Origin of the sequence: Pedobacter sp. UBA4863, assembly GCF_002399615.1 — a bacterium.
In the GTDB taxonomy this organism is placed as follows: Bacteria; Bacteroidota; Bacteroidia; order Sphingobacteriales; family Sphingobacteriaceae; genus Pedobacter.
On sequence record NZ_DHDZ01000046.1, the window covers coordinates 60266 to 86884 of the forward strand.

25 protein-coding genes are annotated in these 26619 nt (G+C 37.7%); 13 read left to right on the top strand and 12 right to left on the bottom strand.

All coding sequences use genetic code 11. The features are described 5' to 3' along the window. Nucleotides 1–78 precede the first annotated feature (78 nt). A complete protein-coding gene (locus tag B3I52_RS12240; protein ID WP_293301648.1) occupies nt 79–753 on the bottom strand; it encodes a hypothetical protein in 675 nt (224 codons plus the stop codon). 230 nt (nt 754–983) lie between these two features. On the opposite strand from B3I52_RS12240, the gene B3I52_RS12245 reads away from it, so the two are divergent. From B3I52_RS12245 to B3I52_RS12270, 6 genes are all read left to right on the top strand, one after another. Continuing rightward, on the top strand, nt 984–2612 hold the full coding sequence (locus B3I52_RS12245; RefSeq protein WP_293301650.1) for an acyl-CoA carboxylase subunit beta: 1629 nt from the start codon (nt 984–986) through the stop codon (nt 2610–2612). Between the two features lie 2 nt (nt 2613–2614). After that, nucleotides 2615–3226: a toxin-antitoxin system YwqK family antitoxin gene (locus B3I52_RS12250; RefSeq protein WP_293301652.1), complete on the top strand. Its 612-nt coding sequence runs from the start codon at nt 2615–2617 to the stop codon at nt 3224–3226. A 118-nt stretch (nt 3227–3344) separates the two neighbouring features. Further along, nucleotides 3345–4508: a dipeptidase gene (locus tag B3I52_RS12255; protein WP_293301653.1), complete on the top strand. Its 1164-nt coding sequence runs from the start codon at nt 3345–3347 to the stop codon at nt 4506–4508. Nucleotides 4509–4667: 159 nt separating this feature from the next. Further along, nucleotides 4668–5624, top strand: coding sequence for a thioredoxin-disulfide reductase (trxB, locus tag B3I52_RS12260; protein WP_293301654.1), 957 nt, complete (start codon nt 4668–4670; stop codon nt 5622–5624). Nucleotides 5625–5769: 145 nt separating this feature from the next. Next, a complete protein-coding gene (locus B3I52_RS12265) occupies nt 5770–7686 on the top strand; it encodes a beta-N-acetylhexosaminidase (RefSeq protein WP_293301656.1) in 1917 nt (638 codons plus the stop codon). A gap of 216 nt (nt 7687–7902) precedes the next feature. Further along, nucleotides 7903–8508 (top strand): hypothetical protein, encoded by a 606-nt coding sequence (locus tag B3I52_RS12270; protein WP_414691878.1) that lies wholly within the window; start codon nt 7903–7905, stop codon nt 8506–8508. A 90-nt stretch (nt 8509–8598) separates the two neighbouring features. Here the strand turns inward: B3I52_RS12270 and B3I52_RS12275 are convergent, their stop codons facing one another. The 3 genes from B3I52_RS12275 to B3I52_RS12285 are packed head-to-tail and all read right to left on the bottom strand — an operon-like array spanning nt 8599 to nt 10254. Continuing rightward, on the bottom strand, nt 8599–9129 hold the full coding sequence (locus tag B3I52_RS12275; protein WP_293301659.1) for a DUF922 domain-containing protein: 531 nt from the start codon (nt 9127–9129) through the stop codon (nt 8599–8601). 41 nt (nt 9130–9170) lie between these two features. Beyond that, nucleotides 9171–9770, bottom strand: coding sequence for a hypothetical protein (locus B3I52_RS12280; RefSeq protein ID WP_293301661.1), 600 nt, complete (start codon nt 9768–9770; stop codon nt 9171–9173). Beyond that, nucleotides 9757–10254 (bottom strand): RNA polymerase sigma factor, encoded by a 498-nt coding sequence (locus B3I52_RS12285; RefSeq protein ID WP_293301663.1) that lies wholly within the window; start codon nt 10252–10254, stop codon nt 9757–9759. The genes B3I52_RS12280 and B3I52_RS12285 overlap by 14 nt, the downstream gene beginning before the upstream one ends. A 244-nt stretch (nt 10255–10498) precedes the next feature. Here B3I52_RS12285 and B3I52_RS12290 point away from each other — a divergent pair, with 244 nt between their 5' ends. From B3I52_RS12290 to rpmA, 5 genes are all read left to right on the top strand, one after another. Continuing rightward, nucleotides 10499–11920 (top strand): dicarboxylate/amino acid:cation symporter, encoded by a 1422-nt coding sequence (locus B3I52_RS12290; RefSeq protein WP_293301664.1) that lies wholly within the window; start codon nt 10499–10501, stop codon nt 11918–11920. A 30-nt stretch (nt 11921–11950) separates the two neighbouring features. Beyond that, entirely contained in the window at nt 11951–12430 is a 480-nt protein-coding gene (locus B3I52_RS12295) for a hypothetical protein (protein ID WP_293301665.1), read from the top strand. Beyond that, the gene (locus B3I52_RS12300) at nt 12430–12933 is read left to right on the top strand and encodes a hypothetical protein (RefSeq protein ID WP_293301666.1); all 504 of its coding nucleotides are present in this window, start codon (nt 12430–12432) and stop codon (nt 12931–12933) included. The genes B3I52_RS12295 and B3I52_RS12300 overlap by 1 nt, the downstream gene beginning before the upstream one ends. A gap of 193 nt (nt 12934–13126) precedes the next feature. Continuing rightward, nucleotides 13127–13438 carry a 50S ribosomal protein L21 gene (rplU, locus tag B3I52_RS12305; protein WP_097131165.1) on the top strand — a complete coding sequence of 104 codons (312 nt, stop codon included), beginning with the start codon at nt 13127–13129 and terminating at the stop codon, nt 13436–13438. 51 nt (nt 13439–13489) lie between these two features. Further along, nucleotides 13490–13909, top strand: a complete 420-nt coding sequence (gene rpmA / locus B3I52_RS12310) for a 50S ribosomal protein L27 (protein WP_293301667.1) — start codon at nt 13490–13492, stop codon at nt 13907–13909. 198 nt (nt 13910–14107) lie between these two features. On the opposite strand, the gene B3I52_RS12315 is transcribed toward rpmA, so the two are convergent. The 8 genes from B3I52_RS12315 to B3I52_RS12350 form a co-directional block, all read right to left on the bottom strand. Then, a complete protein-coding gene (locus tag B3I52_RS12315; RefSeq protein ID WP_293301669.1) occupies nt 14108–15070 on the bottom strand; it encodes a polyprenyl synthetase family protein in 963 nt (320 codons plus the stop codon). Next, the gene (locus B3I52_RS12320) at nt 15070–16254 is read right to left on the bottom strand and encodes a carboxypeptidase-like regulatory domain-containing protein (RefSeq protein WP_293301671.1); all 1185 of its coding nucleotides are present in this window, start codon (nt 16252–16254) and stop codon (nt 15070–15072) included. Before B3I52_RS12320 ends, B3I52_RS12315 begins: the two co-directional genes overlap by 1 nt. Before the next feature lie 75 nt (nt 16255–16329). Further along, nucleotides 16330–18465, bottom strand: a complete 2136-nt coding sequence (gene rnr, locus B3I52_RS12325; protein WP_293301673.1) for a ribonuclease R — start codon at nt 18463–18465, stop codon at nt 16330–16332. 133 nt (nt 18466–18598) lie between these two features. Next, nucleotides 18599–20305: an ABC transporter ATP-binding protein gene (locus B3I52_RS12330; RefSeq protein WP_293301675.1), complete on the bottom strand. Its 1707-nt coding sequence runs from the start codon at nt 20303–20305 to the stop codon at nt 18599–18601. Next, nucleotides 20305–21018: a 3'-5' exonuclease gene (locus tag B3I52_RS12335; protein WP_293301677.1), complete on the bottom strand. Its 714-nt coding sequence runs from the start codon at nt 21016–21018 to the stop codon at nt 20305–20307. The genes B3I52_RS12330 and B3I52_RS12335 overlap by 1 nt, the downstream gene beginning before the upstream one ends. A 219-nt stretch (nt 21019–21237) precedes the next feature. Then, nucleotides 21238–21681, bottom strand: coding sequence for a lipocalin family protein (locus B3I52_RS12340; protein WP_293301679.1), 444 nt, complete (start codon nt 21679–21681; stop codon nt 21238–21240). An 11-nt stretch (nt 21682–21692) separates the two neighbouring features. Next, a complete protein-coding gene (locus tag B3I52_RS12345; RefSeq protein WP_293301681.1) occupies nt 21693–22475 on the bottom strand; it encodes a hypothetical protein in 783 nt (260 codons plus the stop codon). A 116-nt stretch (nt 22476–22591) separates the two neighbouring features. Continuing rightward, nucleotides 22592–23587, bottom strand: coding sequence for a hypothetical protein (locus B3I52_RS12350; protein WP_293301683.1), 996 nt, complete (start codon nt 23585–23587; stop codon nt 22592–22594). Nucleotides 23588–23731: 144 nt separating this feature from the next. Between B3I52_RS12350 and B3I52_RS12355 the strand changes: the two genes are divergently transcribed. Further along, nucleotides 23732–25651: a tetratricopeptide repeat-containing sensor histidine kinase gene (locus tag B3I52_RS12355; RefSeq protein WP_293301684.1), complete on the top strand. Its 1920-nt coding sequence runs from the start codon at nt 23732–23734 to the stop codon at nt 25649–25651. Between the two features lie 141 nt (nt 25652–25792). Further along, a complete protein-coding gene (locus tag B3I52_RS12360; protein WP_293301686.1) occupies nt 25793–26440 on the top strand; it encodes a response regulator transcription factor in 648 nt (215 codons plus the stop codon). The last annotated feature ends 179 nt before the right edge of the window (nt 26441–26619 follow it).

Below are 26619 nucleotides of genomic sequence, written 5' to 3' on the forward strand. Positions count from 1 at the left end.
CCCGCCTATGTACTTATTCTTATTGAAATTTAAACAGCTTCTAATCTTCAAAAAAAATAGCAAAATGTTTAGGTGTTCTCACAAATAATTATCCTTCGTCACCTCCCAAGTCCAAGGTTTTTTGAAATCGTTTAAGGTACGCGGTTGGGTGAAAACTAAAATGTCTTCTTCGGTACTATTCGAAATATTGCGTTTAAAAATGCTGCCCACTACGGTTTTAATGGTGCGGTCTATAAAATCATATTGCTTATCAACCATTTCGCCACTGTCTTTGTGGTAATACACATTATTTGCTGCAACCAAGTTCCACTGTTTTTGTTGGTATTCAAATTCGTAGTTTAGTTTCCAGCGCCAATCGTTGCCGCCCTCAAAAGAAAGGGTAATTTTATTGTGTTCAATTCGTAGCCCTTTAAAAGGATCGCCCATTGTACCACCTTCTTCAGAGCGCAATACAAAATCATTGTTTTGTGCCGCTAATTTAAAACCATTTTTAGCTTTGAAATAAATGGCAAGTATTCTAGGCTTTTGAGTTTCGGTAATGAGTTCAATTTCATAGTTGCCGTATGCCCTATCTTCTTCTATAGCAGTGTTGTGTTCTAGTATCAACACAATATCTTGTTCATTGTCTAAGTTTAAATCTCCTTTAGCCGAATCGATAACTTTCCAGTTTTTTGGAATTAAGTTAGAAAGTTTATCGCCTTGCGCTATCAACTTCGGAAAATTGAACTTTTGGGCGAAACCGAGGTTTGTCAAAAAAAGTAACAGAAAAAATATCAGCCATCTCATGCCATAACAACGCTTAAAATGCTAATTTAGCATAATTGCATTGAGCCTCAATACTGCGTCATTCCGAATCGGTTTCAGAATCTGTTTTACGGCGGTTTGTGGTATGCAAGACCCCGAACTAAATTCAGAGCTTGCTCCGAGCATCGGAAGTGACGAGTGATTTAAGTTTTTGACAAACCAAAATATAATCGACCTATATGGATTTAACCTTTAATAAAAACGAAGACCATAATAAACAGCAAGTTTACGAGCTAAAAATGAAGCTGAAAAAAGTTTCTTTAGGTGGCGGCGAGAAAAGTGCGGCTAAACAAAAGGAAAAAGGTAAGCTTTTGGCGAGAGAACGAATTGCTTATTTGTTAGATAAAGATAAACCTGTAATTGAAGTTGGTGCTTTTGCCGCCGATGGTATGTACGAGGCCGAGGGTGGTTGCCCAAGCGCAGGAGTGGTAGTGAAAATTGGCTATGTTTCGGGGCGGCAGTGCGTGGTGGTAGCCAACGATGCTACTGTGAAAGCGGGAGCTTGGTTTCCAATGACGGCGAAAAAGAATTTAAGGGCGCAAGAAATTGCGATGGAAAATCGGCTGCCAATTATTTATTTGGTAGATAGCGCAGGAGTTTATTTGCCCATGCAAGACGAAATTTTTCCAGATAAAGAACACTTCGGACGCATTTTTAGGAACAACGCCATCATGTCTTCTGAAGGAATTGTACAAATTGCTGCCATTATGGGTTCTTGCGTTGCTGGTGGAGCATATTTGCCCATCATGAGCGACGAAGCCATGATTGTTGACGGCACCGGTTCGGTGTTTTTAGCTGGTTCTTACTTGGTAAAATCGGCCATAGGCGAAGATATTGATAATGAAACTTTGGGTGGGGCAACTACACATTGCGAAATATCAGGTGTTACCGATTACAAACACCCTAACGACCAAGCTTGTTTAGATAGTATTCGCAATATTATGAGTATGTTGGGCGCACCGCAACAGGCAGGTTTTGATAGGGTTAAATCGGCTTTGCCAAAATTGAACGAAGAAGATATTTACGGAATTTTGCCAGATAACCGCGAAAAACCATTTGATATGAGAGATATCATTTTGCGTTTGGTAGATCATTCAGAATTTGAGGAATATAAGGCACTGTACGGCCAGAGCTTAATCTGCGGGCTTGCTCGTATTGATGGTTGGGCGGTTGGTATTGTGGCAAACCAACGTAAGGTGGTGAAATCTAAAAAAGGCGAAATGCAGTTTGGGGGCGTAATCTATTCAGACAGTGCCGATAAAACCACCCGTTTTATCATGAACTGCAACCAAAAGAAAATTCCTTTGGTGTTTCTGCAAGACGTTACCGGCTTTATGGTGGGCAGCAGATCAGAACATGGCGGCATTATTAAAGATGGTGCTAAAATGGTGAATGCTGTAGCTAATTCTGTAGTGCCCAAATTTACTATTGTAGTAGGTAATTCTTACGGTGCTGGTAATTACGCCATGTGTGGTAAAGCCTACGATCCGAGGTTGATTTACGCATGGCCAAGTGCTAAAATTGCTGTGATGGGCGGGGCGCAGGCGGCAAAAGTGTTGTTACAAATACAAGAAAGTGCGCTAAAAGGCAAGGGAGAAACGTTAGAAGAAGATAAAAAGAATAAACTATTGGACGACATTACCACTAAATACAATGCACAAACCACGCCTTATTATGCCGCTTCGCGTTTATGGGTTGATGGAGTGATAGATCCTTTAGAAACCAGAAAAGTAATTTCAATGGGTATTGAGGCAGCTAACCAGTCGCCTATACAAAAGCCGTTTAATGTTGGAATTATTCAAACCTAAAAATGATGAGATTTACATTGTTGATTTTTTTCTTGATTGGTGCTTCTTTACAAGCTTTTTCGCAAGTCAAACCCATTTATTTTAATGGAGATAGGGTAACAACCAATGCCGAACAAGCCACTTCTTACGGAGTTTATGGTAAATTGAACGAACAAGAACTTTGGGTATTAAAAAGATACGATTTGGATGATAACTTGATGTTCTCTGGAGCCTATAAAGACGAACTATTGACCAAGCCACATGGTAAGTTTATATTTTATGCAAGTATCCTCGATTACAATTATCAAAACTTTGCCAATTTTAAGAATACTAATACAGACAGGTACATTAGCCAACAGGGAGAATACATAGATGGTTTAGAAGAAGGGAAGTGGACTGACTATTTTCCCGATGGAAGATTAATGGGTTATCGCAACTATTTAAACGGAAAGCTGAATGGCGAAACCGTGCTTTTTAATTATAAAGGTAGGCGAATGTTTGTTGGGCAATATACCAATGGACTTAAAACAGGAACTTGGTACAATTTGAAAAAAAAGGTAAAAGATGTTTTCGATAATGATAAACTAATTAGTACAACCAAATTAACTAAAGCAGAAATTTTAGCCATAGAGTAATTAGCTCTACTTTTTCTATAGGTTCCTTACTATTTTAAACCTCAAGTAATTTATTAATAATAATTTAAAAAGGACTTAGCTACTGTATAGCCAGTCTATATAACACTAAACATAAAAAATGAAGAAACAAACTATTTTTATTGCAACGGCGCTATTTTTAACGGTAAGTACTTATGCGCAAAATGTAAATAAAATCCACAAAAAGGCTATTTTAATAGATACACATGATGATGTACTATCGCAACAAATAAACTCTGGTTATGATTTGGCCAAAGAGCAGCCAGAATATGATTTTGACCTGGTAAAAGCCAAAAGGGGTGGCTTAGATGCGCAGGTATTCTCTATTTGGTGCGACGAAAAAGGAGATTATAGCAATGCCATCAGAGAAATAGATTCGTTGTATGCGTTGCTAAAACGACATCCCGATAAAATAGCTTTGGCTACCACCGCCGAAGACTTAAGGAAAATTGTAGCACAAAATAAGTTGGCGGCGCTAATAGGCGTAGAAGGCGGCCATATGATTAATGATGATTTAGCTAAATTAGATGAATTGGCTAAAAGAGGCATGATTTATTTAACCCTAACCTGGAACAATAGTACGGCTTGGGCAACATCGGCAGTAGATGAAAGAGGAGGTAAACTGAAAGATAGGGCGTTAGGTTTAAATGAATTTGGAAAGAAGATTGTAAAGCGATTAAATGAACTTGGCGTAATGGTAGATTTGTCGCACGTTGGAGAGCAGACTTTCTACGATGCTATTAAGCTATCCACCAAACCGGTTATTCTATCGCACAGTTGTGTTCACGCTATCAATCCTGTGCCACGTAACATAACCGACGAACAAATATTGGCCGTAGGAAAGAATGGCGGTGTAATATCTGTTAATTTTTACAACGGGTTTGTAATGCCCAACCATGAAGAATATTTTAAAACCTTCTTAGATAAATATAAAGATGAATATAGGGCGCTGCGTACACAAAATTCGGCAACGGCCAAAAAGGAATTGATGAAAAGGCATTCGGATGAGTTTGCAAAAATACAGCCTAGTATAGATCTATTGGTAGATCACATTGATCATATTGTAAAACTGATAGGTATAGACCATGTAGGTATTGGTGCCGATTACGATGGGGCAACTTCTTATCCAAAAGGATTAAACAATGTAGCCGATTATCCGAAACTTACCGAGGTATTGTTAAAAAGAGGATATACCGAAAAGGATATTCATAAAATATACGGAGAAAACTTCTTAAGGGTGTTAAAAGCTAATAAAGGTAAATAGATTCACAAATCTGATGTCCGAAGATTAATGCTCAATCGTCATATCCTCGGACATCAGACTATTGGCTTCCGACTTCCAAATTATCTTCACAATTTCATCTTTCTCCACAAAACTTGCGCTTTATAGCTTAAAGTTTAAATTTGCAACAAATTACACACAATGTCGCAACAAGAAGAATTAGAACACGTTGAATGCCTCATCATTGGATCGGGGCCAGCAGGTTATACCGCCGCTATTTATGCTGCCAGAGCAGATTTAAAACCAGTTTTATACACAGGTATGGAAATGGGCGGGCAGTTAACCCAAACTACCGATGTAGATAATTTTCCGGGCTACCCTAATGGTATTATGGGACCAGAAATGATGGAAGATTTTAAAAAACAAGCAGAGCGTTTTGGTACGCAAGTTCGTTTTGGTTATGTAAGTTCAGTTGATTTTTCATCGCTGCCCCATAAAGTAACGGTAGATGAAACAAAAACTTTGCTAGCCGATACGGTAATTATAGCCACTGGTGCTAAAGCCAAATGGTTGGGTTTACCAAGCGAACAGCAGTATAACGGTTTCGGCGTTTCGGCATGTGCCGTTTGCGATGGTTTCTTCTTCAAAGGCCAAACAGTAGCCATTGTGGGTGCCGGAGATACCGCTGCCGAAGAAGCTACCTATTTGGCAAAGCTTTGTAAAAAAGTGTATATGTTGGTGCGTAGAGACGAGTTCCGTGCTTCAAAAGCAATGGTTCATCGCGTGTTAAATACCGAAAACATAGAAGTATTGTATAATACAGAAACCACCGAGGTTTTAGGCAATGGCAAAAACGTAACTGGTGTAAAAGTATTTAATCACAAAACAGAAGAAGCTACTACACTAGATATCGAAGGCTTTTTTGTGGCCATTGGCCATAAACCAAATACAGATTTGTTTAAAGGCTGGTTAAATATGGACGAAACAGGTTATTTGCAAACCATCCCAGGTACCTCAAAAACAAATATAGAGGGCGTATTTGCATGCGGCGATGTTCAAGATAATTATTACAGGCAGGCAATTACCGCTGCTGGTTCTGGCTGTATGGCAGCGTTAGATGCCGAACGCTATTTAGCAGCCAAAGCAGATGAAAAATAACTGAAAATAGTGAAATAGAAAAACCTTTCTGAGTTAATTAGAAAGGTTTTTTTTATGCTTTAAAAGTTTTGGGTAAAACGCTAAAATATTTATCTTGTGCTTTATAAAGTGTTCGCTAAACACAAACTTAAACTAAAACCAAAAAATGAAGAAACTATTTCTAAGTGCCGTAACGGCATTTTTTATGGTAAGTGCCTATGCACAAACCGATGTAAATATGGGTATTATACCCGCACCAGTATCTGTACAAAAGGGAAGCGGAAGCTTTGTTTTTGATAAATCTGTGGTACTGTTAAGCAACAATCCAAAAAATGCAAAAATAGCAGAAACTTTGCAGTCTTTTGCGGCAACAAAAGGCTTAAATTTAAAGATAGTTAAGGCAGCTACTGCCACACAAAAAGTTATAGAATTAACAAGCGTAGGGGCAAATCAATTGCCAGATGAAGGCTACCAGATTAAAATTACGAGTAACAAAATTAAGTTAATTGGTAAAGATGCAGGCTTGTTTTATGCCCTGCAATCTTTTATGCAACTTATGCCCGACAAGAAGCATGTAGGCGCTATCAGTGTTTCAAATGTAGAAATTAACGATTACCCACGTTTTAGCTATCGTGGTTTGCATTTAGATGTAGGCCGTCATTTTTTTCCGCTTTCGTTCATCAAGAAATATATTGATGTAATGGCAACCTATAAACTGAATAACTTTCACTGGCACTTAACCGAAGATCAGGGTTGGAGAATAGAAATTAAAAAATACCCGAAATTAACCGAAATTGGTAGTAGCAGAAACGGAACTATTATTGGTGTTTTTCCAGGTTCTGGCGGTACCGATAATGAAGTTTACAAAGGTTATTACACCCAAGCAGAAGCTAAAGAAATTGTGGCCTATGCGGCAGCTAGGTATATCAATGTTATCCCCGAAATAGAGCTGCCCGGGCACGGTTCGGCTGCTATTGCTGCTTATCCACAACTTAGTTCGTTTCCCGATAGAGATACCCCTATTAAAGAAGGAGCCCCATGGTCGGGGCCACGTACCGGCAAACAAGTACAACAAACATGGGGTGTTTTCGATGATATTTTTGTGCCCTCAGAATATACTTTCGAGTTTTTACAGAACGTGCTAGACGAAGTGATTGCTATTTTTCCGTCTAAATACATCCACATCGGTGGAGACGAAGCACCAAAAAAATATTGGAAAGAATCTGAATTTTGCCAACAACTTATTAAAGAAAAGGGTTTAAAGGATGAACACGAGCTGCAAAGTTATTTCATCCAAAGAATAGAAAAATATTTGAATGGAAAGGGCCGTTCAATTATTGGATGGGATGAAATTTTAGAAGGAGGATTGGCACCAAACGCAACAGTAATGAGCTGGAGAGGTGAAAAAGGAGGGATTGAGGCTGCTAAACAAAGCCACGATGTGTTGATGACACCTAGCACCAATGGTTTATACTTTGATCATAAGCAGTCGCTTGCCGAAGACGAGCCTTTAACCATTGGTAGAAATGGAAAGGGTGTTTCCAATTTTGCAAAAGTTTATAATTATAATCCCGTACCTGATGTATTAAACGAAGAACAGAAAAAATACATTAAAGGAGTACAGGCAAATTTATGGACAGAATATATAGAAACACCTTCAAAAGTAGAGTATATGATTTTCCCAAGAGTGTTTGCCCTGTCGGAAATCGCTTGGACACCGTTGGCTAAAAAAGACTTGAAAAACTTTAGCGAAGAGCGTTTATCGCTACATTTAGCAAGGTTAGATAAAACCGGAACTAATTTTTGGGTACCCATGCCAATTGGACAGCCAGAGGGCGAAGTAAAAGGAGAAGACCACGTAATTACTTTACAAACGCCAATAACAGGAGCTAAGATTTTTTATACTTTAGATGGTTTTCGCCCTTCAGAAAATGCGGCAGAATATACGGCTCCATTAAAAATAAACGTGCCACAAGGGAAGAAAAAAGTTTTGAAAACCATTGTAATTACCCCTAGCGGAAAACGAAGTGTAGTAGCAGAAACTGTTTTAAATAATGGCGCAGCAGAGGTAAAGGTTAAATAATAAACCACATCCATTATTTCGCTAGCCTGCTCCGACCATTCGGAGAGCAACGAGGAGAGGCCTAACATTTAGCTAGATTTCTCCTCGTTACGCTTTCTTCTAAATGCTTCTGTAAAAACGGTACGTCTAGTTATGCTAAATAGAATGTTTTTAAGTAAATTATTGTTTTTATTTAGCTATAAAACCTATAAATTGGCGTTTTAAAATTTACAATTCATGGTTTTGAAAGATTTATTAAAATCTGTATTTGCAGTAATCGCGGTTTCGATGGTGGCAGTTGCGTGTAGCGATAATGAAAAACCTGCATCAATAGAACAAAAAGTGGTAGAGATTAAAGCACGAAACCCTTTTCCATTTTATAAAAGCATAGAGATAAAACCGGGCTATTACTTCGAAGTTTTAAGTTGGGGTAAAGGAGTTGACAGCCTTGGCGGCTTTTTAATACTGATGTCAGATTCTGTTAAAAATAACTATAAATCAATTTCGGGAGAACGAGAGGGCATAATTACCGATGCGTGGAACATGGATTTGGATAATGACGGTAACCCAGAAATTTATGTACAAACATTGGTGCGAAAAAATGTAGCCGATGTAAATGTGTACGAATTTGGTGGCGATTTCAATAAAATAAGTTTTCCGGGTATCAGCAGTATGAAAGGCTATAAGGGCGATGATAAGTTCTTTGTTAAAAACGGCGATTTGTTCAGGTCGGTGCCAATTGTACAAACTGATAGTGGCAAAACAAGCACTTTGGTTAAAACTTTAAAGTACCGTTTGTCGGGGAATAGTTTTTCTTCATCAGAAGCAAAACTAGAAGAGTAATACAATTATTAACCATTCTGAAGAGCGAGGGCTTTGGTAGTTTCGTAATACTTGTTTTCGTTCTTCAGAATTAATATAGAATACCTGTAACTAAAATTGGCTCAGCTCACTTTCAAAAAAAGCATCCCATTTTTGCTGTGCTTCTAAATCCGAGCCATGTTTGGTTTCTACATCGTAAGTTTCCTGCATATCAGTATAGAATTTACTGATTTCTTTTGCAGTTTTATTTACCAAGTGTTTATAATTTTTAACAGTATATTCTTGGTTTCGCAAAATATATTCTCCCTTTTTTAAAAGTAGAAAATTAATGTAAACATGCCCTTGTTCATGGTTTAGTAATTGTTTACTGGCATTGTTATTTCTAATTTTTTCTCTTTTTACCCATGATTTATTTACATCAACCCCGCCCAGAAAATTAAAATCGAGTTGTAGTTTATTGCCTCTAATGGTTGAGCGGTAACCGTATTGCCAAATGGTGCTGGTTACGGCAGCGTACATAGAGTTACGATCTGGATTGGCCCTAAAATGTGTGTCCCAGCTTAAGGTTTCGGGTAAAATACGCTTATGCGGTACAAAAGAAGAAGCCAACAAAATAATGGCACAAAGAATAGCGTTCCTCATCAGTTTCATTGTAATAGCTAAAGAACGAAAGTTATGCCAAATTATTCTGCCTCTTTAAACTGATTGCTGATGCGTTCAAACTTTTCAATCAAAAGGGCAATTCTTTCCTTGTCTTTTTTAATTACTGCTTTCCTTACCAAAGTAGAACAAAATATCACCCAGCCAAAACTTAAAGCTAAAATAAGCACCTGTAGCCATATTTCTAAAACGCTCAAGATCTCGAAGAAATAAAGGCTCATTCCTAGAGATAGCGCAATAACATAGAACCAATACAGTCTGTTGTAGAGCTGGTGCCTTTGCAATTGGTAAATCTTTAATTTCTGAAGAAAGACATTTGGGTTTTCGGTAAAATCGTTTTGGGCAATAACACGATGGTTGGCATATAAAATAACGGTGTAAGCAGCTATCGCCAATATAATTATGCTAATACCCAAGTGGGTTGTTATAGAGGTGAAATCAAGAAATAACCAAATGGCAGCCACGGCAAATATAGAAAGAGCCATGCCAATAATGTTTAGCAACGATTTGTTGCGCATATTGCTTACATCTTTCTTGGCTTGCTTTAACATATCGTCAGCAGATATTTTCACATCTACGGTATGCTTAGCCCATAACGCTTCTATATGATCAAATTCTTGCATGTTGATTGTATATTTCTGTAAGTTTTTGTTTAATACGATGAATTCTAACTCGTAAATTTCCTTCGCTAATTCCTGATATTTCGGCAATTTCATTGTATGGTAATTCATCGAGTACCATGGTAATGATCAAACGGTCATTCTCTTCTAGTTTAGAGATCGACTTGTATAGCAAAGCAACCTGTTCGTTTTTTTCAGAATATTCTTCAATTCTATTCTCAATAATGTTATCGGTAAGCTCGTCTTTTGCCTGTCTTTTTTCAGAGCGAAGATAGGTTAAGCAGGTATTTACCGCAATTCTATAGATCCACGTTGAAATGAGCGATTTGTTTCTGAACTTATCTAGATTTTGCCAAACTTTTAAAAATGTTTCTTGTAAAAGATCATTCGCAGAATCTGCATCGCCCGTGTAACCGTAGCACAGGTGAAATATCTTTTTTGAATTTTTATCGAAAATTTCCTTAAAAAGCTGGTCTTTTCGGTCCATTTAACGTTTTTGTATGTCTATTAGAGTGAAGTAACATTAAATTGTTACACCATAAACGCTGGCTAAAATAATAAATGTTTGTGTGCTAAGGGCAAATATTTATTTTTGTCGCACTTCGTGTATTTATTTTCGATAACTTAAATGTAGATATGATACGCGTTAATGCTAATTAAGATAAATAAACCAATAAACCATTCTTTTCTTTTTAATTGAAGAAGAGCGAACAATAATCAAATCAAACTAAATGAAAAAAAGCAAAATAGGTATCATTACCTTAGTTTCCGTTACAATAGCTGTAATCCTTACACTCTTAAAAGAATTTAATCTCCTCGCTGTTTCAGATTTGGTAATGATGAGCACTCGTTGGCTGGTAGCCATTGTGTTAGTGTGCTTTGCTGTTTCTAAAAAAAGCTTAACCACTTGGATTTTGGTTTGTATGTTGCTAGGTGTGTTTGTGGGTGTCGATTTTCCGAATTTTGCTGCAGCATTGCATCCATTAAGTAAAGGTTTCATTAAATTGGTTAAAACCATTGTAGGACCAATACTGTTTGGCACGTTAGTGTATGGTATAGCAGGTCATTCAGATTTGAAGCAAGTAGGGCGTATGGCCTGGAAATCGATGCTATATTTCTTTTGCGCAACATCTTGTGCTATTTTCATAGGCTTGGCGGTAATAAACATTACCCATGCGGGCGTAGGTGTAAATATGGAAAACATGCCTCAGCAACAGTTGCCTACTGTAAAAGCTGTAGATACAGAGTTAGAGGCCTTACCTGAGAATGTAAAGGGCGTTTATAAGTTTGCACACTTTTTTTACGAGTTGTTTCCCGAAAATGTAGTAAAATCTATGCACGAAAATAAGGTGCTCCAAATTGTGTTATTTTCGGTGTTATTCGGTATTGGTTTGGCTATGGTAGAAGAAAAGAAACGCAAGCCATTGGTAGATTTTGCAGAGAGCCTATCGGAAGTAATGTTCAAATTCACCAATCTCATTATGTACTTTGCGCCAATTGGCGTGGGGGCGGCCATGGCTTATACAGTAGGGCATTTAGGAATAGATATATTGAAAAACTTGTTTATGCTGTTGGGCTCGCTGTATATCGCCTTAATAGTGTTTGTGTTATTGGTTTTTGTGCCAATACTGCTTTTCCTAAAAGTTCCGATTAAGAAATTTCTTCAAGCCGTAAAAGAACCTGTTTCTATTGCCTTTGCTACCACAAGTTCTGATGCCGCTTTACCTAAAGCCATGAGCAATATGGAAAAATTTGGCGTGCCTCGTAAAATTGTTTCTTTCGTAATACCAACGGGTTACAGTTTTAATTTAGATGGTACTTCGTTATATCTTTCTTTAGCTTCTATCTTTGTGGCCCAAGCTGCTGGCATGCACTTAAGTTTAGGTCAGCAACTAGCTATCGCGTTTACCTTAATGATCACATCTAAAGGTGTGGCAGCTGTACCAAGGGCATCGTTAATTGTGTTAATAGCCACTGCCGAACAATTTGGTTTGCCAGTATTTATTATTGCAGCAATTTTAGGTATCGATGAACTAATGGATATGGCAAGAACATCGGTAAATGTAATAGGAAACTGTTTGGCTACCGTAGTAATTGCTAAGTGGGAAGGCGAATTTGATAGCGATGCGCCAGCTAATTTTATTGAAGATTAATTTATGACTTCGAGAGGTAAAAAGATTTTTTTGGCATCAACTGTTATTGTTCCATTTCTAATTTACAGTATAGTTTACTATGCGCCAATAATTAGAAATGCACCTTTTAAAGAAAAAGATTTTGTTTCGCTCGAGTACCAATGGGGTGCCGGAACTGCTTTAGCAAATTCTTACAACTCTGCCACAGGCGAGTTTAAGTATCTAAATAAGAACGATTCGTTGATCACAAGGAATATTCATTTAACCTTTCGTGATATAAAATATTTGGATAGTATAGCCGATGTTCAGGGCTTTTGGAATTTACCTAGTGTGGTGGCCAATGGCGAAGATGATTTGAAGGATCCGAAAAAATTACGTTATGTAATTAAATTTAATTACAAGAAAAAATCTAAAGAAGTTACCTATTTTCCAAGCTTTAATGGAAATGAAAAGATGAAAGGAGCGGCAAGTAAAATGCAGAAAGAAATAGAGTTAACCTTAATTGATAAGGAGGCTAGCCAAGCTAAATAATGAAGATAGCAACCAGAAAAACCATCAGTATTATTGCGGTATTGTTTATACTAGTGGTAGGAAGTTTCTATATTATGAAAGTAAGAAGTGGCGGAAAACAAGCCGCTTCTTTTGTAAGCTTAACCTATAAGTGGGGCGTAGGCGATACCTTACAGAATAGTTACGATTCAAAATCGGGAAACTATCAGTTTTTAGACCAACGCGACCAACTTGTTAAAGAGAACTTTAAGCTTCGTACAAATAATGTGATTTTTCTGCATAGTAAAATTAATGAAAAAGATTTGTTGAATATTCCAGATACGATAGCAAACGCGGGGGTGAATTTTAAAGACCCAAAAGTGTTGCGCTACGAGCTTAAATTGGTTTACGAAGATACTAGCAGAAATATTATCTACTTTACCAATTACGATAAAGATCCAGTAATTGCAACTAAAGCAAGGTTGTTGCAACAAACTATCCAACAAGTCATTTCCGAAGCAGAAGAACGTTTTTCTGGTAAATAGTTTATCGTTTTATATTGCTTATGGCATTGTTTCTTGTTAACAAAGCTTAACAAATTAATTATTGCCTATCAGTAATCAATACTTCTTTAAACAAATGAACAAATATTTTTATTGTGCTATTGTGTTTGAACATTAAATGTGCTATATTTGCACCTCGATAAAAAATAAATAGAAATAAAATAATTATTTAACAATGTACGCAATAGTAAATATAGCAGGGCAACAATTTAAAGTTGCAAAAGACCAGCACCTTTTTGTACACCGTTTACAAGGAGATGAAGGCGCTAGTATTGAATTTGACAATGTATTGTTGGTTGACAATGGTGGTAAAATTTCTGTAGGTGCGCCTGCGGTTAAAGGAGCTAAGGTTTCAGCTAAAATCGTGTCTCATTTAAAAGGTGATAAAGTAATCGTTTTCAAAAAGAAACGTAGAAAAGGTTACAAAAAGAAAAATGGTCACCGTCAGTCATTCACCAAAATCCAGATTGAGAGTATCACTCTGTAGTTAACTTATTTGTAAATTCACCAATTAGCTAATTGGTTTAAAAGATAAAAAATGGCACATAAGAAGGGAGCCGGTAGTTCAAAAAACGGTCGCGAGTCGCATAGTAAACGTCTAGGTATTAAAATTTTTGGTGGTCAAGAGGCTATCGCTGGTAACATCATCGTTCGTCAGCGTGGTACAAAACACCACCCAGATAAAGGTGTTGGTATTGGTAAAGACCATACTTTATTTGCTTTGGTACCAGGTATCGTAACTTTCAAAAAGAAAAGAGATAACAAATCTTATGTATCGGTATTGCCTGCAGTGGTAGAAGATGCTGCTCCTGCTAAGAAGGAAGCTGCTCCTAAAGCTGAAGCTAAAAAAACTGCTGCTCCTAAGAAAGCTGCAGCACCGAAAGCAGAAGCTGCCGAGAAAAAAGCACCAGCTAAAAAAGCTGTTAAAGCCGAAGATGCTGCTGAATCTGCAGAATAATATTTGTACTTTAAAAGTATATACCAAAAAAGCCGAACAAAATTTGTTCGGCTTTTTTGGTTTTTAAGGTTGCTAAGTCAAAATTGTGAATTAGAAATATTAGCTGCCCGAAATATTTGTTAATATACGTTGCCTAGAAAGCCAACGTAAGCGTTTCATACTTTTACCATAAATAAAGGATTTTGGAAGAGTAAACCCTTAGCTCTCTCTTACCATAATCTGTTGTGCCAATTCCCTTAAATTAGTTTTCCTATTTTCAGCTATCACTAAATCATCAAGCGCTTGGTAGGCTTTGGCTAAATACTGCTCCATTTTGGTGTTAGCTAATTCTTTAATGCCATAGTTGTTGTACAATAGGGTTACTGCTTTTACTTTGTTTGAGGTGTTTTCATGCTCGCCCAATAGAATATCAGTTTCTTCTGCATTAATTAATGCCTTTGCATTTAAATGTAGGAATGTTTTTTTATTAGCAATGATATCGCCACCTACTTGCTTACCAAATTTCTCTGGATCGCCGTAAACATCTAAAATATCGTCTTGTAATTGGAAAGCTACACCTAGATTTTCGCCAAACTCATAAAGTAGTGCTGCATTTTTATCGTCGGCACCGCCCACAATAGCTCCTAATTTCATGGCACCCCCTAAAAGTACAGCCGTTTTAAGCCTAATCATTTCTAGGTATTCTTCAATGCTTACATCGTCTCTGGTTTCAAACTCCATGTCTAATTGCTGACCTTCGCAAACGCCTTGGGCAGTTTGGTTAAAGGTATCTAGTACGGGTTTTAAAACGTTTACATCAACTTTTGAGAGATGCTTGTTTGATTCTACCATCATCACATCGCCACTTAAAATTGCATTGTTTACGCCCCATTTTTCGTGTACGGTTTGTTTGCCACGCCTTAACGGAGCATTGTCCATAATGTCATCGTGTACCAGGGTGAAATTATGGAAGGTTTCTATAGCAAGGGCAACATCAAGCGCTTTGGTCACTTCATCGGTAAATAGTTCGGCAGCCATTAGTACCATTACGGGCCTAATTCTTTTACCTCCTAGGCTCATGATATATTTGATAGGTTCGTATAAATTAGCAGGTTGTGCAGGGTAAGCTAATTTAGGAATAGCTTGTTCGATGATTTTTTGTAATTCTGTAGGATTGTGCATTATTGTGTGTCTATCATGGTACCAAATGCCGATTTACTTTCCATCATTTTTATAAAAGCATCCTCTAAAGCAGTTTGCTTTACAATAGGATTGTCTTTCCAGAAAATTGGGTTATATTCAATCGATTCGATAATGGCTTTGTCTTGGACTTTTTTAGTTAATTCGGTAAATTTTTGAGTTTTTAAGGTTTTATCTAATTGATAAACGGTTAACATAGCGCTAATGACAGGATTTAAAGTTCTGCCTTTAGCATTTAGATTAAGGTATAATTTTGATGAAATGCTTTCTAAAACTGGAATATCGGTGCGTGAGCTATTAAAAGTTGCAATGGTAGTTGCTGTTGGCGGTATTTTAGAAATAGCATTGATGCTCATTGGTACATTAAATATGCTGTTCTCCAATCGGTAAACCTTTGTGTCTTCTACGCCAATGTAATAGGTAGAGTTAATATAGAACTGCTTTTTATTGCCTTTGTATTTACAGACAACAACAGCAATATCTTGGTCTTTCTGCTCGATATATTTCTCGATGGTAATTTCGAAATCTTTTAGGTTTTTAAGTGTTACAAACCTGCCAGTTTTTCTATCTTCAAATAAATAGCCTGCTAAGGAAAAGGTAAGGTAAGATTGGTTGCTCATAGCGAAAGACAGCCCTTCGTTCAGTTCTGCAAACCTACTCTGTTTGGCTAACCATCCTTTTACTTTAGATACATTAAATTCGAGATCGTAAAATAGCTCGTAGATTTGACTTGCTTTGCCGTTAATAGAAGTAAGCTGCCTGTAAAAAGCGTTTCCATAAAAGTTTTCTTTCTCAAATTCTTTCGCTTTTTCTAAGGCTGCTTTGATTAATCTTTGGCCACGATAAGGATCGACTACTACAGCTTTTAAATTTATTGCGGCAGCTTTTAGTTTAACGAAGAGGTTGTTGGCAGTGCTAATTTCGTCTTCTAGCAAAATATAGCTAACGTGGCTATATCTTAATTTTGTTGGCAGATTTACATTTTTTAAAATGAATTCTCCCGCATCGTTGGTAACGGTGGTATTGTTGGTGCCCATTACGGCAATAGAAACAAAAGGAATAGCTTCTCCAGTAGTTTCATCTACTATTTTGCCTTGTATGGTTTGAGCCTTGAGGGCTAAACCAGTCATTAAGAAAAGAAAGACAAATACAAGGAGTTTTTGCATTGAACTAGTTGGAGTTTTTAAAAATGCAAAGTTAGTACTTAAGTCTAAATACTAACTTATAAATACTGAAGTCAATTAATCTTGCACCAGTGAAAAATCAATCTGACGCTTAGATAAATCAACCTTTTTTACCTTGATTTTTACTTCGTCGCCCAGTTGATATTTACGTTTTTTACGCTGACCAATGATGCAGTAGTTTTTTTCATCCAATACATAGAAATCATCGCTGATGTCGCGTAAACGGATCATGCCTTCGCACTTATTTTCTTCAATTTCTACGTACATGCCCCATTCGGTTACGCCAGAAATAATGCCTAGGTATATTGAACCAATATTGTTTTCTAAATATTCGGCCTGTTTGTACTTTATCGAAGCTCTTTCTGCGTCGGCAGCACGTTTTTCCATTGCCGATGAGTGTACGCATGCTGCTTCGTAAACTTCTGCATCTGCAGATTTTCCGCCATCGAGATAGCATGCCAACAAACGGTGCGCCATGATGTCGGGATAGCGGCGGATAGGAGAGGTGAAGTGGGTATAATAATCGAACGCCAAACCGTAATGGCTAGTTTTTTTAGTGGTATAAATGGCTTTTGCCATAGAGCGGATGGCTAAAGATGTTAAGATGTTCTGTTCTTTTTTACCTTCTACATCATCCATTAAATAGTTGAGCGACTTGGCAATGGTTTTATCAGATTTGGTATCAATTTTATAGCCAAAACGAGAAGCGAATGAAGCAAAACTAGTTAGGTTCTCCATGTTTGGAGAATCGTGCGTACGATAAACGAAGGTGTATTTTTGCTTGCCCTTGCCTTTTTTAGCTATACATTCGGCCACTTTTTTATTGGCTAAAAGCATAAAATCTTCAATTAGCTTATGTGCATCCTTCCGTTCTTTAACATATACGCCAATTGGCTTTCCTTGCTCGTCTAGTTTAAACTTAACTTCGGTACTTTCAAAACTAATGGCTCCATTTTTAAATTTGGCTGCCCTTAAAATGTAAGCCAGTTCGTTAAGTTTTAATATTTCTTCACTATAATCGCCAGTTTTTGCTTCTATAATTTCCTGGGCTTCTTCGTAGGTAAAACGACGGTTTGAGTTGATGACGGTTCTTCCAAACCATTCGTTGTGAATTTTGGCTTGGTCGTCCATTTCAAAAACTGCGGCAAAGCATAATTTTTCTTCGTTGGGGCGCAACGAACATACGCCGTTACTTAAACGTTCGGGCAGCATTGGAATAACCCTATCTACCAAATAAACGGAAGTTGCTCTGTGTTGGGCTTCTTTTTCGAGGCTGCTTTTTGGTGTTACATAATGGGAAACATCGGCAATATGAACGCCTATTTCGTAATTTCCATTAGCTAATTTCTTAAACGAAATGGCATCATCAAAATCTTTGGCATCTATTGGGTCGATGGTAAAAGTTACGGTATCCCTAAAATCTCTACGATCTTTAATTTCTGCAGGGTTTACAGTTTCGGGAATGGCATTAGCCTCTTTTTCTACTTCTGATGGAAAGCTTAAAGGAAAACCATATTCTGCTAAAATGGCATTCATTTCTGTATTGTTCTCGCCCTGCTCGCCTAGTATATGAATAATTTTTCCTATCGGATTTTTAGCGCCCTCTGGCCAATCGGTTAAAGCTACCTGTACTTTTTGCCCATTTTTAGCATTGTTTAAATCGCTTAGTGGTACAAAAATATCGTGGAGCATTTTTCTGTCATCGGGTATTACAAAAGCAAAACGTTCAGAAACCTTAGCTACGCCAATAAATTCTGTTTTGGCTCTTTTTAAGATCTCTACAATTTCGCCTTCATTTCTGCGTCCACCGCTTTTCTTAGCAAAAACGTAAACTTTTACTTTGTCGCCATGCAGTGCATTTCTAAGCTTTCTAGGGGCAACAAAAATGTCTTTTTCAAATTCATCATCCGGTACAATAAAGGCAGATCCATCGGCAGTCATATCTACCGTTCCTGTTACGAAGGTTTTTTGTTCTTTTAGTTTAAATTTACCTCGTTCTGGTCTAACAAATAAACCTTTTTCGGTTTTTTCGATGAGTATTTCTAAAACTGCATCTACTGCTGCTTTATCGCTCAAATTTAAACGAGCTGCTACTTGTTTATGGTTAAGGGCAATATTTCGGTTTTTTTCAAAAATATCGCTTATTAGCTGAGTGAGAACAAGTTTGAATTGAGCATTTTTGTTTTTTGCCATAATCGTTTTCCAATTGTACCGAAGATAACAAATTAGGCTTTAAAGTGTACGTTTTTATGCAATTATTAGGGACTGTTGACATAAAAAGCAAGGAGGCCGAAATTAATAAGTAATCTATTCTCTATTTTAACGATTAAGCATTGCCAGGAATAGCCTCAATTAATTTCTGTGTATAGGCTGCTTTGGGGTTCTTGTAAATCTCTTCTGGAAAACCTTGTTCCTCGATCTTTCCTTTGTTCATGATAATCATCCTATCGGAAATATGTTTAACCACCGCTAAGTCGTGAGAGATGAAGATATAGGTTAGGCCAAACTCTTCTTGTAAGTCTCTTAGTAAGTTTAAAACTTGCGCTTGTACCGATACATCTAGTGCAGAGACAGATTCGTCGCAAATAATGAACTTAGGTTTAAGCGCTAAGGCACGGGCGATTACAATTCGCTGTCTTTGTCCGCCAGAAAATTCGTGAGGATAACGATTAAAGTGTGCTGCATCTAGATTAACCTTTTCCAATAATTGGAGCACATGTGCTTTTCTTTCTGCATTATTAGCATAAACTCCATGAACTACCAAAGGTTCCATAATGGATTGTCCTACAGTGATCTTGGGGTTTAAAGAGGAGTAGGGGTCTTGAAAAATGATTTGGATATCTTTTCTCAAGAATCTAAGTTGTTTTTTGCCAAGATGAGTAATGTCATTTCCATCGAAAAGTATGTTGCCCGAAGTAGGTTCTACCAAGCGTAGAATAGTACGACCTAAAGTAGTTTTACCACAGCCAGATTCGCCAACTAAACCCAATGTTTCTCCCGGAAAAACTTCGAACGAAACATGATCTACTGCTTTTACAAAATCCTGTGTTTTGCCAAACAAACCTGTTTTTATCGGATACCAAGTACACAAATCTTGTACTTTTAAAATTGGTTCTTTGCCATACAGTTTAGCTCTTCTAGTTGCAACTTCTTCAGAGGTATAAGCATTCTCATTTAACAAATGTTGTAAGCCAACTTCTTTGTTTTCATTTATAAAATCGGCAACAGTTGGTAATTTTTTAAGTAGGTGTTTTGGAGATGGGCGACAGGCTAACAATCCTTTGGTATAGGGATGTTGAGGGTTTTGGAACAATTGCTGTGCTGTTCCTTGCTCTACAATATCGCCTTTGTACATCACTAACAATTCATCGGCAATTTCGCTCATTAAGCCTAAATCGTGAGAAATGAAGATCATGGCCATGTTGCGTTCTGTTTTTAAACGCTGTAGCAACTGTAAAATGGTTTTTTGTACGGTAACGTCTAATGCGGTGGTTGGTTCATCGGCAATAAGTAATTCAGGGTTACAGCTTAAGGCCATGGCAATCATTACCCTTTGTTTTTGTCCGCCAGAAAGCTGGTGCGGATAGCTATCGAATATATTTTCTGGACGAGGCAATTGCACTTCCTTAAATAACGCAATAGTTTGCTCTTTAGCAGCTTGTTTATCTACCTGTTGGTGTAGCATAATGGCTTCTCTAACTTGATCTCCGCAGGTAAAAACGGGGTTTAAAGAGGTCATGGGTTCCTGAAAAATCATGGCGATTTTGTTGCCACGATATCTCCTGATTTCCTGGTCGTTTAAATTAAGCAAGTTAATACTGTCTAAGCTTATTTTGCCCGCTATTTGGGTGTGCTTACTGTCGTGCAGGCGTATAATAGAAAAAGATGTAACCGATTTACCAGAGCCAGATTCGCCAACAATACCTAAAACTTTACCTTTTTCGAGGCTAAAACTAACTTTATGAACGGTTTCTGTCCAAGTTTTATCTTCTTGGTTATAGAATTTTACGGCAAGGTCTTTTACTTTTAGCATTACTTCACTAAAGTAATATTTTCTTGCGTAATTATGGGCAAACCTTTAAAGCGTAACAACAATTGTGCAGTAGTAATCACATCATTTTGGCAATATTTTGCAATTCTGTTCAAATCTTTGTCTTGGTAATATACTTCTTTCACCTTGCTGCCATCAATATCATTTTTAGGAGTGGGTAAATCAAATATGGCCGCTAATAAGTTTAACGAGGTGTAGTTTTTATAATCTCCGAATTTCCAAAGCTCTAAGGTATCTAAATGATTAATTTCCCAAGGTTTTTTACCGGATATTTGTAGTTGCGCAGGAATTGGCAACCCGTTAATCAACATCCTTCTGCATAAATAAGGGAAATCGAACTCTTTGCCGTTGTGGGCACAAAGTTGTAAGTTTTTAGGTTGTTTAGCTAAAAGGTTAGCGAATTGTTTAAGTAAAACTGTTTCGTTGTTGTGGGCGAAAGAGCGTACGCGTAAATGAATTTGTTTTTTTTCTAAATGATAGATACCTAAGCTAATACAAACAATCTTTCCAAACTCTGCCCAAATACCTGCCCGTTCGTAAAACTCGTTGGCTGTTTGTCCTTCTTTGCGTTGATAAAGACTTTTCTTGTCCCATAATTCTTGTAAATGAATGGGTAGCTCTTCAAAATTTTCCTTTTGTGGAACGGTTTCTATATCAATTACAAAAACGTTGTTTAGTTTGATATCTTGAAGCATAGCGTTAACAATTGGTGCAGCTAACTAAGTTAGATAAATTTACTATAAAGGCGCAAAATAATTGTGGAATTACTTTGTGGTTAGGTGGTTGGTTTTAAATAGATCGATACAGTTTTTTGTGCTTGTATTTGAATGCCATGTAAATCAGCTCATGCTTCTATAGCACAAAAAACCGCTCGGCAATACCGAGACGGTTCAGCTATTAACAACATTTCTTAATTATTTTGCCGGCTGGCAATTGGGATTTGCCTTTTTGTGTGCCAAAACTAATTCGTATGAATAAAAATTATCTGGAGCTAGAGTTATCCGTAAATAATTGTCTTTTATTAGGTGGATGGTGCCTGTCCATGATCTATCGGTAATTATGCTAAGGTTTTTTCCATCTTCGCTAAGGGTATATGTACCGTTAACTAAGGTATGGTCTTCGCGTCCTCTATCAAATGTAACCATAGCTATTTTACCATCTGTTTTAAATTCTATATAGTGCGCTTCGTTGAAACAGTTATTTACAGTGCCGCCTGCTCTATGGTTTGTGATGTAATCATAATACCATTTACCCGAAATGAGCAGTTCTTTGTGCTTTTTTGCATCATCTTTCTTGCACGAACTGTTTAAGGCGATACAGCTAATGAACAGTAGCAACAGGGTTAATGTCTTTTGCATCGTTTTTATTTCTATTTCCCAAGTTTTATCCCAGCTCTTAACTCAATAAAAAATCGGTTGAGAGGGGCTTTGGTTCTGTCTGTATATTCATTCATTATACGCTGCAAATCTGCTTGCGTATGGGGTGAGCCGTAAGTAGGCAAGATCATGTTGTATATGCCTTCGTACATTCCGGTACCTTTTATCAGCTCCATTTCGTAACCTATTTTTGGGCTAAAGAAAAATTTGTCTTTGAAATTGAATTTAGGAGATAAGCCTATATTAAAAAACATCGGTGCATCTGATGATGCCATAAATGTTTTATTGGTAGTCTTTCTTTCGTTGCTAAAGCTGCCGCCTTCAGGTCGCCATGTAAATTTTCTACTTCCGGCACTTAATGCCGAAAAAAACCATACTTGCTGATCTTGTAATTTGAATATTTTACGGCTTGCACCTACGCCTATAATGCCGTGCGACATTTTATACTGTGATTTTTGTATGCCGCCCGGAAGTGTAAAGGCATCTACATTGTTTTTACCAAAGTTAATTTTGTTGGCATATTTTTGCCAATAGATTTCAAAAGCCCATTCAGTGCCAAATTCTAGTTCACCAAAGAGCCCCATGCCAATTGCCGGACCAAAGCTAAGAGCGTCGTTTCCGGTATGGCCTTGTATTTCGTTGGTCATGTCTAAATAACTGCCGTACCTGCCTGTGCTTAAATAAGATGGCACGCTAATGCCAAAGTTGAATTTCTTTTGTGCATAACCTATGTTAGTCAAACAAACTGTTATGATAGTGATGTAAAAAAGTTTCATGGTACAAAAGAATTATTGAATTGTTGGTTGATGATTATAGTTAAAGCCACTAAATTTTGCTTTCCAGATAGTCGAGATAAGTAGTTTACTTCGTGCCTGGGTGGTTTAATCAGCCTTTAATTATTGATTTTGATATAGCTGATAAGAAAATCGTTATATTTATCTAAGGCGTTTAGTGCAGCTTTTTTATAGGCTTGCGGATCGGCTTGTATCAAAAAAGTATTTTCTGCTGCGCCACGACCGCTTTTAACCAAGCCTTTGCTGAAAATAGCGGCCATGTCGCCTAAAACGGCACTTTTAAATTTTTTCATACTTTCGGGCATACCTTCTGCACTTTTGAGTGTTGCGGCGTAGGGAACGTCCGAAGCGAGAGACCATATCAAATTAGGGTTGCAAAAGCCCCAATTATTGCCTGCAAACCGTGCATAAGAGCCATCGCCTTTCATTTTACCACCTTGTGTTGTGGGAACTACGCTTATAATAGGTTCTATGCTAGTTTCAAACTTATCGGTACGCTCGCCCCATAAATTACTTACGCCTTTTTTAATGTCTTGGTTAATGGTAATAAAATCTACGGTAACGAAAACCATGCCCACAGGTATTTTTAGCTTGTTGCCCAACGATGAATGCGCTCCCATCATGCCAACCGGAAACTCGATATAAGGTGCATTGTTGGCGGTAAATATCTTCGATACGCCCCAGTTTTTTTTCTCTACCTCGCGGCTAAGATCGGCGTTGTTGTCAACTAATTTTTGATATTGTTCGGTGCCTTTGTAAGCATCGCTAAGAGCAATGCCATGGGCTTTCAGTTTCTCGGACAGCATTTTGTAGTATTCGTCGGTAATTTCCTGCATTAAGGTATCATCAATGCCCTCTAAAAAACCCCAGGTAATTACGTTTCCTACGCCTCTTTTCTCTTGCTCTTGCCTTGTGCCCAACTTAAATTGCAGGTTTACACTGGTAAGGCAGGCTTCGGTGGCATTTTTAAAAGGTGCACGGTGCGTACCTTTTACGGCAAATGCTTTTTTTACGGTTTTTTCGTCAATTTGTTGTGCGCCTGCAGCTAGCGAGCAAAAAATCGACAGGATTAAGGTAAGAAGTTTAGTTTTCATGATATCTCCATTTTTGTTGAGGTAAAATTGCTTTAACCTTTAAAATTTGGCAATACGATAAATTGCGTATGGAGATTTACGATTGACCAGTTTCGACAAGCTTAATAGCTGTGTGGACAACTAAAAATATTTATATTTGTTGATATGCTTAAAAATATAATTGCTTTCTTATTAGTGCTTTATACGCTGTTATTCTCTTCGTTGTTAGGGGTGGCGCAGGAGCTACAGCAACAAGCAGAGAATATACTGCGATCATCTTTATCCAAGCAACTTAAAATAGATAGTCTTTACACATTAGGTTTTAAGAACTACTATAAAGATTATAAATTTGGGGAGTATATTGGCGATACCTTATTAACGCTTTCTACTCAAATAAAATACAGCGTAGGCGAAGGTAAGGCTCACATTATACTGGCATTGGTAGCCGAAGGAAAGGGCGATTTACAGGCTACCGATAAGTACACCAAAGCTGCTTTGGCTACTATTCCTGAGCAGCCAAAAAGTACCGACCTGGCCATGGCATGGTTTTGCAGAGGTAATTATTTGCGCAGAAAAAAACAGGACAAGGAAGCAACTGATGCGCTTTTAAAAAGCTTACGTATAGCCGAAGCCATTGGAAACAAACGTATGCAAGCCAGCTGTTACAACGCCTTGGGCATTATGAGCGTGGGTAGGCAACAATACGATAAGGCTTTGGAGTATTACCAAAAAACATTAAACATTGCTTTGGCCATTGGCGATAAAGGTAGAATACAACGCATCTACACCAACAGGGGCATTGTGTATCTGCGGCAGAAAAAATATAATGAATCTATCCGTTCGCACCAAAAAGCCTTGCAATTGGCCATAGAACTGAAAGATGAAAGAGACGAAGCCTTTGTGTACAACGATTTAGGTTCGGTTTATATGGAGAGTGGCTATAATATTCCAAAGGCAATAGAATACCTTAAGAAAGCTATTGAAATTAGAGAACGATTGGATGAAAAGAGTGAAATTTCGTACACCTATAACTTTTTGGGACGGGCTTATAAAAAAGCAGGTAACGAACAGGAAGCCATCAAGTGGCTTAAAAAATCTCTTGTGGTAGCGCAGCAAATTGGCAATAACAAACAATGGTACGAGGCCCTCGATGAACTTTCTTTGGCTTACGATTATTTCCATCGCAACGATTTGGCTTATTATTACCTGCGTAAACACAACGTTTTTCGCGATTCCATCCGTAAAATAGAGCAGGCCGAAACTATTTCGGAACTTAGTATCCAATATGAAGCAGAAAAAAAGGAACAGCAAATCGCCTTGCTTACCCAAAAGAATGAAATCCAACAATTGGATATCCGCCAGCGCAATCTTTATTTAATTATGGCCAGTTTATTGGCCGCCAGTGCCACGGCAACTGTTTGGTTAATATACCGTAATAAAAAAATTAAGGAAGAAAAACTTAAAAAGGAAGCCGAAATGCAGGCCGAATTATTACGCTTGGGAGCTCAAAATGCCTTGCAGAACGATCGTGTGCGCATTTCGAGAGATTTGCATGATAACATTGGCTCGTACCTCACCTATATCAACACTACCATTGATAGTATGAGCCAAGATAATGTTACAAATGCCAAATTCGATCAATTAAAAGACCTTACTTCGGAAACCATTGGTGAATTGAGGAGAACGGTCTGGCTCATCAATAAGCCTACTGTAATGTTAGAGGAATGGATAATCAAGCTAAAAGAGTATTTTAAGGGCATCCCACATTTGCTAGTTAATGTTCAGCTAGACAATCCTTCGCAACAATTGACCTCGTTAAAAGCCACTACACTTTTTAGGGTGGTGCAAGAAGCCGTTACAAATGCCGTAAAATATGCCGAAGCAGACACGATAACCATCTCTATAAAGCAGCAACAACAAAAAATGGAACTTATAATAACCGACAATGGGAAGGGGTTTGAGTTAAACGAGGTTGTTGATGGTTTTGGGTTAGAAAACATGCAACAGCGAGTGCAGGAATTAAACGGAAATATAGAAATTTTGAGTACTAAAGGCAAAGGAACTACTGTTAACCTGAGCTGTTAATTGCCATATTGTCAAAGTCTTTGTGTTCTTTTGTGTTTATTTAAGTCGTATATCTAAAATTGTACATTATAAATCCTCATACGCAATATATCGTATTGGTTGCAGCGTGGTATAGCGCTAATTTGCTTTAAAATAAAATTGATGAAGACGATTAGGATAATTTTGGCCGAAGACAATAGGTTAGCACTAAAATCTATTTTAGAGAAATTAGAGCGTTACCGCGATATTGAAATAATAGCTGTGGCCAAAAATGGGGTAGAGGTTTGTAAGCTAATGGCAGCCGAAAAGGCAGATTTGGTATTGATGGATATAGAAATGCCTATTATGGATGGCATAGAGGCTGCTCGAAAAATCAGGGCAACCAATGCCGACTGTAAAATTATTATGCTGACCACTTTTGATGATGACGATAAAATATTCAATGCGATATTGGCAGGGGCAATAGGCTATTTGCTCAAAAACGAAAGTGCAGAGATGATTTACAATGCCATCGTTAACAGTATTAATGGCGGGGCGGCTATGTCGCCGGTTATTGCCTTTAAAACCTTGCAGTTTATTAAAACGGAGGCACAACCTCAAAAAACGAAAAATACCGAATGTATATTATCTGGCAGGGAGATAGAAATTCTTACTGGCTTGAAAGACGGACTAGGCTACAAGCAAATAGGCTACAAGCTAGACATTAGCGAAGGAACAGTGAGAAAGCACATTGAGCATATCTACAGAAAATTGCAGGTAAACAATAAAATTAGCGCAGTAAATAGTGCCGTGAGCAATAATTGGTTATAACAATTTCTTCTGCATCATATCCAATTTTAATACCATGCAAAGTTTTTTACTTTATCATTCCCGTTTTCACGGGAATGACGGTCAATATTGAATATATTTTAAATGGGATAAATAGACTTGGTATAGCCCAAAATCTTTAAATACATAGGGGGGGGGGGGGCCCCCCCCACCCCCCCCCC

Bases quoted from the DNA above. Each gene is read 5' to 3' on its own strand.
- B3I52_RS12245 (WP_293301650.1), top strand. From the start codon at position 984: ATGGATTTAACCTTTAATAAAAACGAAGACCATAATAAACAGCAAGTT.
- B3I52_RS12250 (WP_293301652.1), top strand. From the start codon at position 2,615: ATGATGAGATTTACATTGTTGATTTTTTTCTTGATTGGTGCTTCTTTA.
- B3I52_RS12255 (WP_293301653.1), top strand. From the start codon at position 3,345: ATGAAGAAACAAACTATTTTTATTGCAACGGCGCTATTTTTAACGGTA.
- trxB (WP_293301654.1), top strand. From the start codon at position 4,668: ATGTCGCAACAAGAAGAATTAGAACACGTTGAATGCCTCATCATTGGA.
- B3I52_RS12265 (WP_293301656.1), top strand. From the start codon at position 5,770: ATGAAGAAACTATTTCTAAGTGCCGTAACGGCATTTTTTATGGTAAGT.
- B3I52_RS12270 (WP_414691878.1), top strand. From the start codon at position 7,903: ATGGTTTTGAAAGATTTATTAAAATCTGTATTTGCAGTAATCGCGGTT.
- B3I52_RS12275 (WP_293301659.1), bottom strand. From the start codon at position 9,129: ATGAGGAACGCTATTCTTTGTGCCATTATTTTGTTGGCTTCTTCTTTT.
- B3I52_RS12280 (WP_293301661.1), bottom strand. From the start codon at position 9,770: ATGCAAGAATTTGATCATATAGAAGCGTTATGGGCTAAGCATACCGTA.
- B3I52_RS12285 (WP_293301663.1), bottom strand. From the start codon at position 10,254: ATGGACCGAAAAGACCAGCTTTTTAAGGAAATTTTCGATAAAAATTCA.
- B3I52_RS12290 (WP_293301664.1), top strand. From the start codon at position 10,499: ATGAAAAAAAGCAAAATAGGTATCATTACCTTAGTTTCCGTTACAATA.
- B3I52_RS12300 (WP_293301666.1), top strand. From the start codon at position 12,430: ATGAAGATAGCAACCAGAAAAACCATCAGTATTATTGCGGTATTGTTT.
- rplU (WP_097131165.1), top strand. From the start codon at position 13,127: ATGTACGCAATAGTAAATATAGCAGGGCAACAATTTAAAGTTGCAAAA.
- rpmA (WP_293301667.1), top strand. From the start codon at position 13,490: ATGGCACATAAGAAGGGAGCCGGTAGTTCAAAAAACGGTCGCGAGTCG.
- B3I52_RS12315 (WP_293301669.1), bottom strand. From the start codon at position 15,070: ATGCACAATCCTACAGAATTACAAAAAATCATCGAACAAGCTATTCCT.
- B3I52_RS12320 (WP_293301671.1), bottom strand. From the start codon at position 16,254: ATGCAAAAACTCCTTGTATTTGTCTTTCTTTTCTTAATGACTGGTTTA.
- rnr (WP_293301673.1), bottom strand. From the start codon at position 18,465: ATGGCAAAAAACAAAAATGCTCAATTCAAACTTGTTCTCACTCAGCTA.
- B3I52_RS12330 (WP_293301675.1), bottom strand. From the start codon at position 20,305: ATGCTAAAAGTAAAAGACCTTGCCGTAAAATTCTATAACCAAGAAGAT.
- B3I52_RS12335 (WP_293301677.1), bottom strand. From the start codon at position 21,018: ATGCTTCAAGATATCAAACTAAACAACGTTTTTGTAATTGATATAGAA.
- B3I52_RS12340 (WP_293301679.1), bottom strand. From the start codon at position 21,681: ATGCAAAAGACATTAACCCTGTTGCTACTGTTCATTAGCTGTATCGCC.
- B3I52_RS12345 (WP_293301681.1), bottom strand. From the start codon at position 22,475: ATGAAACTTTTTTACATCACTATCATAACAGTTTGTTTGACTAACATA.
- B3I52_RS12350 (WP_293301683.1), bottom strand. From the start codon at position 23,587: ATGAAAACTAAACTTCTTACCTTAATCCTGTCGATTTTTTGCTCGCTA.
- B3I52_RS12355 (WP_293301684.1), top strand. From the start codon at position 23,732: ATGCTTAAAAATATAATTGCTTTCTTATTAGTGCTTTATACGCTGTTA.
- B3I52_RS12360 (WP_293301686.1), top strand. From the start codon at position 25,793: ATGAAGACGATTAGGATAATTTTGGCCGAAGACAATAGGTTAGCACTA.